Source organism: Flavobacterium sp. NPDC079362, from assembly GCF_050267765.1.
Classification (GTDB): Bacteria; Bacteroidota; Bacteroidia; order Flavobacteriales; family Flavobacteriaceae; genus Flavobacterium; species Flavobacterium azizsancarii.
The window spans coordinates 321,799-335,988 of record NZ_JBNNFM010000002.1; the positions used below are offsets into that span (position 1 = coordinate 321,799).

Consider the following 14,190-nt stretch of genomic DNA (forward strand, 5'->3'; position numbering starts at 1 on the left):
TGACCTATGAATACTTACAACATTAACAAAGGTATAGGAAGAACAGTCGAGTTCAGGGGACTCAAGGCACAGTACCTGTTCATCTTCGCAGGAGGGCTGCTCGGAATACTTATCCTGGTCATGATTTTATATATGGCCGGGACCAGTTCCTATATCTGTCTTTTTCTGGGCGCAGGCGGCGCCTCGATGATTGTCTGGCAGACCTTCTCGCTGAACAGAAAGTACGGGGAACACGGACTTATGAAAATCGGGGCAAAAAAAAGACATCCGCGCTACATTATCTGCCGCAAGCCAGTACGACGCTATTTACAGTCAATTCCTAAATCCAGTGCTGTATGAGAAATAAAGCCAAGAGCACTACACTAGAAAGCAGATTTCCGCTGCTGGCAGTGGAAAATAACTGCATCATTTCTAAGGATGCGGATATTACAGCCTGCTTTGAAGTCCGTCTACCCGAACTCTTCACGGTGGCTTCGGCCGAATATGAAGCGATTCATTCTGCCTGGCATAAGGCTATTAAGACCCTACCCGATTTTACGATTCTCCATAAACAGGATTGGTACATCAAGGAGGACTATGATCCTGAAATGGACAAGGATGTGCAGAGTTTTCTGGCCAGGTCCTATCAGCGGCACTTTAATGAGCGCCCTTTCCTGAACCATTACTGTTATCTGTTTCTTACCAAAACCACCAAAGAGCGCATGCGGATGCAGAGCAATTTCTCCTCACTGTGCAAAGGTGTACTGATACCAAAAGAAATCAGAGATAAAGAAATAGTTCACCGTTTTATGGAAGCCGTTGCTCAATTTGAGCGCATTATAAACGACTGCGGATTTGTCAAAATCAGCCGTATGAGCGAAGAAGACATCATCGGTGAGCAAGGCAGGCCGGGACTGTTGGAACAGTACCTGACCCTTTCAAAGGAATCAGGTACCTCGATGCAGGATATTGTGCTGGGAAGTGAAGAGATTCGCGTAGGAAATAACAGGCTGTGCCTTCACACGCTTTCCGACACAGAGGACCTGCCCTCATCAGTATCAGCTGATAAGCGATATGAAAAACTCTCCACAGACCGCAGCGACTGTCGTTTATCCTTTGCATCTCCTGTGGGGTTAATGCTGAACTGCAATCACATTTACAACCAGTACCTGTTTTTGGACAACAGTGAGGAGAACCTGCAGAAGTTTGAAAAGTCCGCCCGAAACATGCACTCACTGGCACGCTACAGCCGCGCCAACCAGATCAACAAAGAGTGGATAGAACGCTATCTGAATGAGGCGCATTCCTTTGGACTGTCGTCAATCCGCGCACACTTCAATGTAATGGCATGGTCGGACGACCTGTCCGAACTCAAACAGCTGAAGAACGACTGTGGGAGCGCACTAGCCCTTATGGAATGCAAGCCAAGGCACAATACTACTGATACGGCGGCGCTGTACTGGGCGGGTATGCCCGGCAATGCAGGAGATTTTCCAAGCGAGGAAAGCTTTTACACCTTCATTGAACCGGCATTGTGCTTCTTCACAGAAGAAACCAATTACCATGATTCCCCATCGCCATTCGGCATCAAGATGGCAGACAGGCTGACGGGAAAACCTATCCAGCTGGACATTTCCGACTTGCCGATGAAACGCGGTATCATTACCAACCGCAACAAGTTCATACTGGGTCCCTCGGGAAGCGGCAAGTCTTTTTTCACCAACCATATGGTGAGGCAGTATTATGAACAAGGCGCCCATGTCCTGCTGGTTGATACAGGTAACTCCTATCAGGGATTGTGCGGGCTGATCAATGGAAAAACCCAAGGCGAAGACGGGGTGTATTTTACCTATACCGAGGACAATCCCATTGCCTTTAACCCTTTCTATACCGATGACGGAGTTTTCGATATTGAAAAAAGAGAAAGTATCAAGACGCTCATACTGACATTATGGAAACGTGATGACGAGCCTCCCACCCGCTCCGAGGAAGTGGCACTGTCCAATGCCGTAAGCGGCTATATCGAAAAGATCAAGCGAGATGACGCCTTTCCCTCTTTCAATGGCTTTTACGAGTATGTTCAGGGAGATTACCGAAACGTGCTGATAGAAAAACAGGTAAGGGAAAAAGACTTTGACATTGCCAATTTTCTTAATGTACTGGAGCCTTATTACAAAGGCGGCGAGTATGATTACCTGCTGAATTCCGACAAGCAGCTGGACCTGCTTTCCAAACGTTTTATAGTCTTTGAGATTGATGCGATCAAAGAGCATAAAATCCTCTTTCCAATCGTAACGATCATCATTATGGAAGTGTTCATCAACAAGATGCGAAGGCTTAAGGGTATCCGAAAACTCATCCTGATTGAAGAGGCCTGGAAAGCTATTGCAAAGGAAGGTATGGCAAATTATATAAAGTATTTATTTAAGACTGTTCGTAAGTTCTTTGGGGAGGCCATTGTGGTGACCCAGGAGGTAGATGACATTATCCAATCCCCTATTGTTAAGGAAAGCATCATCAATAATTCGGACTGCAAGATACTTCTGGATCAGCGCAAATACATGAACAAGTTTGATGAAATACAGGCCATGCTCGGACTGACAGACAAAGAAAAAGCGCAGGTGTTATCCATTAATATGAACAACGATGCATCACGTCTTTACAAAGAAGTATGGATCGGGCTTGGAGGGACGCACTCGGCTGTCTATGCCACAGAAGTGTCCGCTGAGGAATATCTCGCGTACACGACAGAAGAGACAGAAAAAATGGAAGTAATGCAGCTTGCTGCTGAACTTGGCGGCAATGTAGAGCTTGCCATCAAGCAGATAGCCAGTAGGCGCCGTGAACAGGAAAATCAATAATCAATAACAATTTAAAAACCGATAACAATGAAAAAAATACTATTTATGGTGTCTACGGCAATTATTCTTGCCTCGGCTCCATCAGCAAAAGCCCAGTTTGTGGTTACCGATCCGGCCAATCTTGCCTCGGGGATTCTCAACAGCGCCAACGAGATCATACAGACTTCCTCTACAGTCAGCAATGTGGTCAAAAATTTCAAAGAAGTCGAAAAGGTATACAAGCAGGGCAAAGAATATTATGACAAGCTTCAGGCGATTAACAATCTGGTAAAAGACGCCCGCAAGGTACAGCAGACCGTCCTTTTGGTGGGCGATGTATCGGAAATGTATGTGCAAAATTTCGGTAGGATGCTTAATGATCCAAACTTTTCAGCAAGGGAACTCACCGCCATTGCCAAGGGATATTCGGCGCTGCTGGGAGAGAGTACCGAGCTTTTGAAAGAACTCAAGCAGATTGTCACCTCCTCGAGCCTGTCACTCAGTGATAAGGAACGAATGGACATCATCGATCGTGTATACAAAGAGGTAAAAGAATACCACAGCTTGGTGCGCTACTACACCAATAAAAATATTTCGGTGAGTATCCTGCGAGCTAAAAAGCAGAACAGCACCAAAAGGGTTCTTGAGCTTTACGGCGCCCCAAACCAAAAATACTGGTAATATGGAATTCAATAATCTTCACGAGGTACTTCGCTCGCTGTATGATGAGATGCTGCCACTGTCCGCCGATATGGCGGCGGTGGCCAAAGGACTGGCAGGACTCGGGGCGCTGTTTTTTGTGGCCTTGAAAGTCTGGCAGGCACTCAGCCGGGTTGAACCTATCGATGTCTACCCGCTTCTGCGCCCTTTTGCACTGGGTCTCTGTATCATGTTTTTCCCGACGATCGTGCTGGGTACAATCAATGCCGTATTAAACCCGATAGTTCAGGGAACACATAGCATTCTGGAAGATCAGGTTTTGGACCTGAACGATCTGCAGGCAAAAAAAGACCTGTTGGAGCATGAAGCGATGATCCGCAATCCCGAAACTGCCTATATGGTATCGGACGCGGAGTTCGACAAGAAACTGGACGAGCTGGGCTGGTCGCCTTCGGACATCGGGACAATGGCCGGAATGTATATGGACAGGCAGACCTATCAGATAGAGAAAATAATAAAAGAGTGGTTTCGTAACCTGCTCGAAATACTATTTCAGGCTGCAGCGCTGGTGATCGACACCATACGCACTTTCTTTCTCATAGTGCTGTCCATCCTCGGGCCTATCGCATTTGCCATATCAGTCTGGGACGGATTCCAGTCGACTCTCACGCAGTGGATTACAAGGTATGTCAGCGTTTATCTCTGGCTTCCTGTAGCGGACCTGTTCAGCTCAATGCTGGCCAGGATCCAGTCCCTTATCATTGAAAGGGACATAGAAATGCTTGCTGATCCTGCTTTCATTCCTGATACCTCAAACACGGTATACATCATTTTTATGATCATCGGCATTGTGGGCTATTTTACCATTCCAACAGTGACAGGCTGGATTATACAGGCAGGCGGCGCAGGAAACTTTTCACGCAACATCCACCAGACTGCCATGAAGTCCGGAAATATAGCCGGCGCAGGTGCAGGTTCGGCCGCAGGCAACATTGCAGGAAGGCTGGCCAATAAGTAATCAATAAACATTCAATAAAATGGAATTTAAAACACTCAGAAATATAGAAAACAGTTTTCAGCAAATCAGGCTTTATGCAATTGTATTTGCCGTGCTCTGTGCATCAGTGACCGGATACGCGCTTTGGAGATCGTATGGTTTCGCTGAGCAGCAGCGCCAGAAAATTTATGTGTTGGACAATGGCAAATCGCTCATGCTCGCACTCGCTCAGGACGCCTCGATCAACCGTCCTGTGGAAGCCCGAGAGCACGTAAGGCGTTTTCACGAGCTGTTCTTTACCTTGGCGCCCGACAAAAATGCTATTGAAAGCAATATGAAAAGGGCATTTAGCCTTGCCGATAAAAGTGCCTTTAACTACTACAAGGACCTTTTGGAAAAAGGTTATTACAACCGGATTATATCAGGCAATGTACAGCAGCGTATTGAGATGGACAGCGTGGCCTGCAATTTCGAGACTTACCCGTATGTGGTGCGGAGCTATGCAAGGCAAATTATCATACGTTCGAGCAACGTGACCCGGCGCAGTCTGGTTACATCCTGCCTTTTGGTAAACTCGGTGCGCTCGGACAATAATCCGCAAGGCTTTAATATTGAAAAGTTTGCGGTGGTTGAAAACAGGGATATAGAAGTTATAGAACGCTAAAAAAAACTTATGGAAGCATTATTAGATTTAGACACATTTGCGAGACTCCTTATTGAAAAAGGTTACAACGGCTATTTCCATACCCAGGGTGGGTACGGAGGAAAATTGAAAGACAGCATCAGCGAATACCTTGAAAACTGCAAAAATGGAAAAGACAGTTTGCCTAAAGAGGACTTGCTACTGACAGGCTACCTGCAATGGTCGGGGGAAGATAAGCCCAGTATACGATGCATTATGCTGGTAAAATACCTAAACGGTAAATTTTCTCTCAACAGAATGGAAGTGGCAAGGAAAGACCAATTTGGACAGCTGCTGAAAAAAGCGGAACTGACAAACCTGTCTGTTATATCTGCGCCCAGCGCGTCGCAGGCAGTCGCCTTGGTCAATGATGAACAGCACCAAAAAACAGATAAATGTCCAAAGCGTTTTAAGCTTTGAGAACAAAAATAACAAGGTTATGAATAAATTAAGAGCAAATATAGATCAGTGGCTGCAAGGGCTTGACAGGAACTGGGAAGCAATGCCAATAAAAAGGCAACATCAGGTGATACTATACTTTTTTGCAGCGTACGTGCTGCTGACCGCAGTTGTGATTTTGAACGTATGCCGCGATATGGCATACGCAGGAAACAATGTAGCTATAGAACATATCGAAAGCCCTGCCACGGCAGGGAAAGAAAGTCCGGCGTCCCTGAAGCCAATTAAAAAAAAATAGGATTATGAAAGAAAATAAAAAAAAGGTAAGCCTTCTCTCAGAAGAGGCTCGACAAAACAGTTCCTCGTTTCTGCCTGATGAAAAAAAGACAACTATCGAGCGTATTAAAAAACCGCTGATTTTCACACTGATGGGAATTGTATGTATCGGATGTATGTATTTGATCTTCAAGCCGTCGAAGGATAAAAAGCAGATCGAAAGCATTGGTCTGAACGACAGCGTGCCACAGGCAAGCGGATCTGTACTGCAGGCAGACAAACAGAAAGCGTATGAGCAGGAAATACTCGAAGACAAAGAAGAGCAAAAAAAGAACTCTTTAACCACGCTGTCCGATTACTGGAATGAGGATAATGCTGAGCAGAAACAATCACTGCCCGATGACGCGGAAGGAACTAACAATCCGGCGCTGAACACTTACCGTACTGCCCAAAGCACGCTTGGCTCATTCTATCAGCAGGATAACGAAGAAACCAAGGAACTGCGTAGGCAGCTCGAGGAACTGAAACAGGAACTCGCGCAAAAGGAAATTCCCAAAGCTGCCACGGTTGATGACCAACTGGCACTTATGGAAAAATCCTATCAGATGGCAGCCAAATACCTTCCCTCAGGCTCCGCTTCTGTCGAGCCTGCAGGCAAAAACACTGCAGTAACAAAGGCGGAATCAGAAGATAAGAATTTTTCGGCGCTGGTCCCTGCAAAAAAAAGCAAAGTCTCCTCGCTGTATCAACGTGCGTCCGATAGCACTTTTATTGCAGAATGGAACACAGGCAGAGGGTTTAATTCAGCAGGTTCGATTCAAGAAACGCTTCAGCCAAAAAACAGCGTCAAGGCCTGCGTGCACCAAACACAAACTATTATTGGCGAGGCAGGTGTTTCCCTTCGTCTTGTAGAACCTGCAAGGATATCAGGGCGTATCATAGCAGCGGGCACAATAGTAACGGCAAATGCGAAGATACAGGCCGGCCGCCTGCAGTTGAAAGTCACTTCCATCGAACTGGAGGGCTCCATCATTCCTGTAGACATTACTATTTATGACCTTGACGGCCAGCAGGGAGTGCCTCTTCCTTATTCTGCCGAAAGAAGTGCCCTGACTGAAATGGCGGGGAATATGAGCCAACAGTCCGGCACGAGCCTTATGATGACACAGTCTGCAGGACAGCAGGTGGCCGCTGACCTGAGCCGCGGGGTGGTTCAGGGCATTTCCGGCTATTTCGCCAAAAAAGTGAGGACACCTAAAGTCACCCTAAAAGCAGGGCATCAGGTATTTTTGGTTTCCAAAAAATAACAGCAATCTAAAATAAATTAATTATGAAAAATCAATTCAAAATATTTTGGGCAACAGCCCTTTTAATAATATATTCAGTAGCCGCAACTGCGCAGGAAAGTGAAGCCACTAGCCTTGATTTAGGAACAATACCGCCCTACCATATGCAGGTTACTTATGAAAAAACCTCCCACCTTATTTTTCCGTCCGCTATCCGATACGTGGATCTTGGAAGTGAATACCTGATTGCCTCAAAGGCCGAGGATGCTGAAAACGTCCTTCGCGTCAAGGCATCGGTCAAGACTTTTGAAGAGGAAACCAACTTTTCGGTGATTACCGATGACGGCCGTTTTTACAATTTTAACGTGCAGTACAGCGCCAACCCGCCTACCCTCAGCTATGATCTTATGGCGATGCAGAAGAACTTCGACAAAGTCAGTGCAAGCGATGTTCTTTTTGAGGAGCTTGGAAAAACACCACCCTCACTGGCAGGACTGATCCTGGAAACTATTTACAAAAACAACAAGCGAATCGTAAAGCACATTGCATCGGAGAGTTTCGGCATTCAGTTCAGCTTAAAGGGCATCTATATCCACAACGGCAAGTATTATTTCCATACGCAGCTTGAAAACCAAACCAATGTACCTTTCAGCATTGACTTTATGATTTTCAAGGTGATAGATAAAAAAACAGCCAGACGAACTGCCTCGCAACAAAGGCCGATTGTGCCGCTCCGCATTTACAAAACCCTTGATGAGATTCCCGGGAAAGCCACAGACCAGAATGTGTTTCTCTTTGACCAATTTACAATAGCGGATGACAAACTGCTGCTAATTGAGATTTTTGAGAAAAACGGAGAGAGACAACAGACACTCAAGATTAAAAATTCAGATCTGGTAAAAGCCAAGGTGATAAACAGTATGCACCTTAAATTTTAATAACTATTAAAAAATTAGAAATTAAAAAGTATTACAGCCCGAAGCATTGCTTTGGGCTGTTTTGTTTCCTGAGCTTAAGCCTTTCCTGCAAATACATTGCATAACTCAATTAACGTTAGTATCTTAGCATTGAAACAAAAGAACCAAAACCTATTTAGCAACAAGGATCTAACTTGTACTGTTATGCAAAATGTTATCGACCGCACCAACAGCTTTTATCTCGAAATGTCCAGAAAAGTACTTTCTGAAAAGGAATACGACGTACTTGAGAAACTCTTGATAGAAAAGATGTCCCTGAGCGAGGTGGCGGAAAATTATGGGGTTACATCCGAATATGTAAACGAGCTTTACGAGATAACATATAACAAAGTAAAAGCGGTGACCGAACTGTTTTTAGAAATTGACCACTACATAGCAAAACTGCGGGAGTTAAAACACGAATTAAATCCAAGTCCCGCTCAAATCAGAAAAGAAAAAGCAGAAAAAGACCGACAGAAACTGCTTTACAACAGCGAATTTCCTTTCAGCAGAAGACTGAAAGGTGTACTTGAAACTTTAGAAATCCGAACTATTGGAGATCTTGCCGATATACCGCTGAAGGATTTTCAACATTTCAGGGGATTTAAGATGAAGTGCAAGGCAGAGTTTATTGCCTTTATAGAATTTGAAAACATAGCCTATCTTTTCAAAGGCTTTTCCCGTTGGAAAACAGAGCCTATTGTACAATTAAAATAAAAGCCACTATAACAAGGCGGTCTTCTTTTGCTTCTTTTCTTTGGCCGCCTCGGAAAGAAAAGAAGCCCGCTCAAAAACAGCAAAAGGGATGATAAACATCCCTTAAAAAAACGCAGCGGGTTTGGTAAAATAGCGGGCACTGCATTTTGGCAAAAGCGCTCCACCGTTTTAAACGCAAAAAGATGCTCCGCCCGAGAGGAAGGAGTGTCTTTTTGCCGCCCGATTTCGGGCTTATACGGATATGGGCTGTGCCCGGAAATCTTTTAAATTCAGGAAAAATCCCCTGTTTGCTGTCATGCCCTCACGAAACAAATTCCACAATAGCGAGCATCCCATCTGCGCCAAAGCGGAATTAATAAACAAATCTTGTTTCTCTAGTGCCTCGGCAAGTGAACAGCTTGGCGTATCGTCCTTCGTTTCAGATTCCTGTAACAGCTCCCCAAATTCCTCTGTCACAAAAGGCAGGCGCTCCACGGTTTCAAATTTTTCGGAATTGGGCTGTGGGATTTCCCCAATACTGGACAGGATGACCTGTCCAGTATACTGGCTGTTGCCAAAATCCATCCAATATTTCGGGTCGTCCCTATGATGTCTTTGGTTGCTGTTTTTTAAAATATCGGCTATGTCAAAACGGGACTTTGCACTGTCTGTGCAGGTTATATAAATTTTAGCCTTCGCATGGGTGGGCAGTTTGCCGAAACTGTCACTCTCAAATTTTACGGTTTCCGCTTTCCAATTTGTACCCGTAAAACGGTTGGCTCTGTTGATAAGTGCCACGGATTTATACAGCCCGACCTCACTGGGCGCAAAACGCTGTCTGCCAAGGTTGGCATTTGTGATAATATCATTATCCCAAAGGCGCACTAAAAGCCCTGCATGTCCGAGCGCCGTGAGGCTGTGGTTCATTTCCATAAGGGCGGTCAATACCTTTGAGCCTGTACCGCCTGCCCCTATAAGGTTAACGGCAATGGGATTGGTCGGGCTAATCAGATACGGGTCTGTAAAATGCATTTTGGTTTTGCCTGTTTTCATGACAATAAATTTTTAAGTGTTTTGTTTCTGCTTTTCAATAATGCTGTCGGAAAGGTTCTGCCCGATGTAACAAGGTCTTTCCACAAAGTCACACAATTACCCTTTACAGGGCTGTTATCTCCAATAAGGTGGCTAAAGTAGCTGTTGAAGAAATAATCCTCCCACGCCTTTGTAAATTCCTCAACGCAGGCAGATTCTTTTATCTCAATACTAACAGACCCCATACATACCCTGCCATCCTCATAAATGTTAAAAAATGGTGCGTAGTACAGTATTGTTTTTTCCGTAGGTCTCCTGTTACTTAAAAGCGCAAATACCCGCAGGCTGTTTTTGGTCGCCTGCCAGACCATGGGAGGTACAACCCCCTGACCGCTCGGAATCCCTAAACCGTCTATAAAATAAAGCGGTCTATTTTGGGATTTGGTGTACCATATCACAGCGCCTTTGTGCCTGTTTGGATTGATTTGCAGGATATTTGTTGGCAGAATTCCACCCGATTTCAAAAAGGCGGTCTGCTTCTGCTTTTCGGTCATAAGGGCTTTTGCGAGTGCTCCTGCTTCACGCTCTGTGAGCGGATGAGCATTGATAGGCGTGCCGTTTCTATCCATGTCAAAATGCTCTACATATACTTCTTTATCTAAACCTTTACTTTCATAGAAAACAAGGGCGGATTTCGGGTGGTAGAGTGTCCCGAAATCCTGTGTTAAATCCATTACATTACTCATTTTCTTGGTATTTATAGTTATACAGTAAAGCGCACATATCATCCAAAAGGTTAAACAGACGGCTTTCAAAATCAAGGCTGTTCTCTGTCAATTCACTATCATCAAAGCATTTTAAAATCGTTGGCTCGTCCATTGCACCGTACTCGTTAAACTCGTTGTTGATACTCTCCTCAATGCTTTCATAAAGCCATCCTTTGGTGTCGGAAATAAAGGAAATGTACTTTTCCATTCCGATACTCTCACTTTCCGTGTCTTCGTCTTCCTCCTCGTCATGTGTTGGTGCATTTCGAAAAATACTCTCATTGGGGTAGTCGGTAAATAAGGCAAAGGCTTTTTTCGCTGTATCCAAACACTGCTTATCAAAGTTATCACGGCTTTTAAAACCGTTCAGCCGTTTTTCAAAAAAGGTCAGGTTCATGGGACTGAAAATCTTCTTTTCAATACAGTCCCCGATAAGTTCTGCCTTGTCAAACTCCCGCACGTACCTCTCGTTTTCTTCCCTGTCCTCGTCCTGTTCTGTCCATTCCCTGTGCATTTCATAGAGCCAGTACAGATAACTGCCCTGCTGTCTGAAATACGGTACATCTGCAATATGATACAGATACGAGCAGACCGACAAAAGCAGATGCGCATTTTTCCTGCGCTCGTGGTCTTTGAGCATCTGATAAATTGGTTCAATGGGGATATAATAAAGCGTTGTGCCTGTGCTGTATTTTTCCTCGCTGAGCAGGCACGTTCTGTGGCTATCCTGAATTGCCCGCAGTTCGGAAAAGTTCCCTACATTTTTTTTTAGCTTCTCTTCCAAATCCGATACAGCCAATGCCATATTATAGGGATATTCAAAATGAGAGGTCGGCAACGGCACAATATGATAATGCCCTGCTAGACTGGCAAGGGAGGCATAAAAATCGCTTTCCATTTTGGAAATATCCTGACAAGCCTGTAGCGTTTTATTCTCTTGCAGTCTGGGCAGAAATGAAACCCTTAGAAAACCATCGGTAGCATCCCCGAAGGCACTGACCTTGGTTTGTCTTTCTGTACCTCGCCTGCATCTTTTGGTCTCTGCATCCAATGCATAAACCCTGTGAGCTGTGCGTGAAGCTGTTTTTGTCTTTTTCGCTCGGGCAGTTGCACTGTTCCCGATATGATTGTCTGTTGCATAATTCATGGCTTTAAATTTTGGTTAGCCTTTTGTTCCCATTACCGTTTCAAATCGGTACTCCACCGCATCGTCCCTGATGGCAGGGGCTAATATTTTGGCGGTTGTGAGTATCGGATAGGTCGGGGCATAAAAATTCAGTACCGCTTCTGTGCTCCATCTTGGCTCGGGGTCGCAAAGCCTGATTTCCTGCCCTTTGTCTTTGAGTATAAAAACCCGCTGTAATTGTGTCGCTAGTAACATGATTTGTAATTTAGATTAGTATCGTTGCTCTTGGTTCTCGTCTTCCCAGTTTTCCATGTCCTCTGCGTCCGTTTCTTCCCCGTCCGTTTCGGGCTCTTGCACATTGGCATTGCCATAGTCAGGAAAAAGTGCCTCTCGGGGCGGTTCGGTCTTTGCAGTTTCTGTTGTACTGCCGAACAGATCGGGCGCAAATTTTGCCGACAGTTCAGATTTGCGTCTTCGTATTTCTTCCGCCTTAAAAGGGAACTCGTGTATTTCCGGCACTTTTATCCATGCCTCACGGAATTTCCCTTCTTTTTCCAGTTCGTCCGCCTTTGCCATAGCTTCGCTGAATTTTTTGTCCTTGGCTTCCTGCTCTTTTTTCTGCTTGTCGTCTTTCTCTTTTTCCATAGCCGATTGCTTTTTGGTATCTTCAAGCTGTTTCATATAGCCTTCCATGTCCACCATTAGACCCGAAGCCGACTCAATGGGCGCTGTGATATTCTCAAAAAAACCGCTGTCGAGTTCTTCGGCTGTTCCTCTTAGATTAAGGGGCGGTATGCTATGCTTGGCGCTGTCCCCACACGCCTCGTTTTGGAGCATGACCAGTACGATAAGCCTGTCCTCTGCCCCTTTGGCAATAGTAATGTGCAGGTCGCCTATTATCTGCAACTGTGCTATCTGATTGAAAAAATTAGTTGTCGTTTCCATAATTTAATTTTAATTTTTTAATGATTAGTTCCATCACGCTCTGCTCATTATGCCCTAACCTGTAGAGGCGTTCGATGTAGCTTTTCATATTTTCCTGATATTCCTTTTCTCCCTCTTCCCCTTTTAAGATAAGCAGATGAGTGTTCCAGTTCATTACCGCTTCCCTGATGATGGCTATAAGCTTTTGGGCGCATTTTTTTTCGGCTGTCTGGCTTTTTTTTGAAAGCCCCAGTTCTACGTACATGTCCAAAATATGCCAATACACCCGTGCTTCCTTGCCTATACTGCGGTGTTTGCTGACAAATTCATTGTAGAGATACAGTATAAACTCAAAATTGTTGCTGTGCTTCCTTGCCATAATTCCTGCGCTTTTATGTTATTCAATTGTGCAAATGTTCAACCCTGCTATCGCATCACTAAAACCTGATTTTAAAGGCTGTCACGGTTTGCAACAGCCTTTGGTCATCTGCCTGCCTAATTCAGGTTTAGGATTTCTGCGCCATCTGCCTGAAAAGCCGTGCACAGTTCAAATGCCTTTTGGGCTTTTCCCTGGGCTGTGCCTCCCATGACAATGGACTGCAGTTTGGCTTCGCTGTCTTTGTATTTTCGCACGTTCTGATAGTAGCCCGTAACTCCATTGTAAGCCCCGAAAAGCGTGCCTTTGGTTGTGTCCATCTGCTGTGATTCGCTTGCCATGGCATAGGCAAAAGCATCCTCTACAGTATTTTTAAACACGGTAGACACTTCATCATCAGCCCCTTTCTTGATTAAAGCGAGTGTTTCGGTATTGGGACATAACGCCAATTGAATCAATTTCTTAACTTCTCTGTCTGTTACCTTCACTTGAGCCCACTCATTGAAAATGCCTTCTAGCTGACTGCTCAGCCTGTCCGCCAGTCCCATCACTTTATGGGCATCATCAAGGCGCTGTTTAGCGCCTGAGGTATGTCGGATGCGAACCACGTTGCTCATGGAGCGGAATGAAGCGTTAAGGGTGTTTTGGCATACGATACGAATGGGTGTAAAAGCCGCCGTGATGCTTCCGCTCCCGTCATGGGAGGTGGTCAGGAAAATGTACTTTTCGGTCACATCATCCCCTTTGCCCACACGGATATAATCAGGGAGTTTTGCCGTGATAAAAATGCGCTCGCCTTGTCCTAACGCCCCTGCCGTTTCGTAGAGTATACCGTCGCCCCCGCCTACAATGGCATCAAAAAAACTGAACGCTTCACGGTTCTGCACGATTTGGTAGTCTTTCCCAACCACGCCCAAAACGGCATTGCTGTCGGTGCGGATAGTGGCAAAGCAGTCAGGTACTGCCAGTTCGCTACTGCCCATTTCAATAGCGCCCGAAGTTTGGATAATGCCCGATGCTTTTGTGTATAAAGGGCTTTTAGCCACCTCATAATCCAGCCCCGCATGTTTGATGGCTTCTGCGCTTGTCGGGTACTGCTCCACGATCTGCCCGAGCCCGTGCCATGCTTTTTCTTTTACACTGAAAAAAGAATACTTTCCTGTCTCGCTGTTGTAATTGATATTATGTGCCATG

17 protein-coding genes are annotated in these 14,190 nt (G+C 45.2%); 10 read left to right on the forward strand and 7 right to left on the reverse strand.

All coding sequences use genetic code 11. The features are described 5' to 3' along the window. The first annotated feature begins 6 nt into the window (after positions 1-6). The 10 genes from ACQKCJ_RS03620 (at position 7) to ACQKCJ_RS03665 (ending at position 8,792) form a co-directional block, all read left to right on the forward strand. On the forward strand, positions 7-339 hold the full coding sequence (locus tag ACQKCJ_RS03620; protein WP_427401398.1) for a DUF4133 domain-containing protein: 333 nt from the start codon (positions 7-9) through the stop codon (positions 337-339). Continuing rightward, positions 336-2,840, forward strand: coding sequence for a TraG family conjugative transposon ATPase (locus ACQKCJ_RS03625; RefSeq protein ID WP_427401399.1), 2,505 nt, complete (start codon positions 336-338; stop codon positions 2,838-2,840). The genes ACQKCJ_RS03620 and ACQKCJ_RS03625 overlap by 4 nt, the downstream gene beginning before the upstream one ends. Before the next feature lie 27 nt (positions 2,841-2,867). Next, positions 2,868-3,500 carry a DUF4141 domain-containing protein gene (locus ACQKCJ_RS03630; protein WP_427401400.1) on the forward strand — a complete coding sequence of 211 codons (633 nt, stop codon included), beginning with the start codon at positions 2,868-2,870 and terminating at the stop codon, positions 3,498-3,500. Between the two features lies 1 nt (position 3,501). Beyond that, a complete protein-coding gene (gene traJ / locus ACQKCJ_RS03635) occupies positions 3,502-4,497 on the forward strand; it encodes a conjugative transposon protein TraJ (RefSeq protein WP_427401401.1) in 996 nt (331 codons plus the stop codon). A 19-nt stretch (positions 4,498-4,516) separates the two neighbouring features. Further along, the gene (traK, locus tag ACQKCJ_RS03640; protein WP_427401402.1) at positions 4,517-5,140 is read left to right on the forward strand and encodes a conjugative transposon protein TraK; all 624 of its coding nucleotides are present in this window, start codon (positions 4,517-4,519) and stop codon (positions 5,138-5,140) included. A gap of 9 nt (positions 5,141-5,149) precedes the next feature. Further along, complete coding sequence (locus tag ACQKCJ_RS03645) at positions 5,150-5,578, forward strand: hypothetical protein (protein WP_427401403.1); 429 nt, start codon at positions 5,150-5,152, stop codon at positions 5,576-5,578. A 19-nt stretch (positions 5,579-5,597) separates the two neighbouring features. Further along, positions 5,598-5,855, forward strand: a complete 258-nt coding sequence (locus ACQKCJ_RS03650) for a nitrogen regulatory IIA protein (protein WP_427401404.1) — start codon at positions 5,598-5,600, stop codon at positions 5,853-5,855. A gap of 4 nt (positions 5,856-5,859) precedes the next feature. After that, positions 5,860-7,140, forward strand: coding sequence for a conjugative transposon protein TraM (gene traM / locus ACQKCJ_RS03655; RefSeq protein WP_427401405.1), 1,281 nt, complete (start codon positions 5,860-5,862; stop codon positions 7,138-7,140). Positions 7,141-7,163: 23 nt separating this feature from the next. Continuing rightward, on the forward strand, positions 7,164-8,057 hold the full coding sequence (traN, locus tag ACQKCJ_RS03660; protein WP_427401406.1) for a conjugative transposon protein TraN: 894 nt from the start codon (positions 7,164-7,166) through the stop codon (positions 8,055-8,057). A 183-nt stretch (positions 8,058-8,240) separates the two neighbouring features. Further along, entirely contained in the window at positions 8,241-8,792 is a 552-nt protein-coding gene (locus ACQKCJ_RS03665) for a hypothetical protein (RefSeq protein ID WP_427401407.1), read from the forward strand. 231 nt (positions 8,793-9,023) lie between these two features. Here ACQKCJ_RS03665 and ACQKCJ_RS03670 read toward each other — a convergent pair whose 3' ends face one another. From ACQKCJ_RS03670 to ACQKCJ_RS03700, 7 genes are all read right to left on the reverse strand, one after another. Further along, a complete protein-coding gene (locus ACQKCJ_RS03670) occupies positions 9,024-9,824 on the reverse strand; it encodes a PRTRC system ThiF family protein (protein ID WP_427401408.1) in 801 nt (266 codons plus the stop codon). Then, complete coding sequence (locus ACQKCJ_RS03675) at positions 9,821-10,549, reverse strand: PRTRC system protein B (protein WP_427401409.1); 729 nt, start codon at positions 10,547-10,549, stop codon at positions 9,821-9,823. Before ACQKCJ_RS03675 ends, ACQKCJ_RS03670 begins: the two co-directional genes overlap by 4 nt. Next, on the reverse strand, positions 10,542-11,717 hold the full coding sequence (locus ACQKCJ_RS03680) for a hypothetical protein (RefSeq protein ID WP_427401410.1): 1,176 nt from the start codon (positions 11,715-11,717) through the stop codon (positions 10,542-10,544). Before ACQKCJ_RS03680 ends, ACQKCJ_RS03675 begins: the two co-directional genes overlap by 8 nt. A 15-nt stretch (positions 11,718-11,732) precedes the next feature. Then, complete coding sequence (locus tag ACQKCJ_RS03685; RefSeq protein WP_427401411.1) at positions 11,733-11,951, reverse strand: PRTRC system protein C; 219 nt, start codon at positions 11,949-11,951, stop codon at positions 11,733-11,735. Between the two features lie 15 nt (positions 11,952-11,966). Further along, a complete protein-coding gene (locus ACQKCJ_RS03690; RefSeq protein ID WP_427401412.1) occupies positions 11,967-12,641 on the reverse strand; it encodes a PRTRC system protein E in 675 nt (224 codons plus the stop codon). Then, positions 12,625-12,999: a hypothetical protein gene (locus ACQKCJ_RS03695; RefSeq protein WP_427401413.1), complete on the reverse strand. Its 375-nt coding sequence runs from the start codon at positions 12,997-12,999 to the stop codon at positions 12,625-12,627. The genes ACQKCJ_RS03690 and ACQKCJ_RS03695 overlap by 17 nt, the downstream gene beginning before the upstream one ends. A 116-nt stretch (positions 13,000-13,115) precedes the next feature. Then, positions 13,116-14,189 carry a DUF932 domain-containing protein gene (locus ACQKCJ_RS03700; RefSeq protein WP_427401414.1) on the reverse strand — a complete coding sequence of 358 codons (1,074 nt, stop codon included), beginning with the start codon at positions 14,187-14,189 and terminating at the stop codon, positions 13,116-13,118. Position 14,190: the final 1 nt, after the last annotated feature.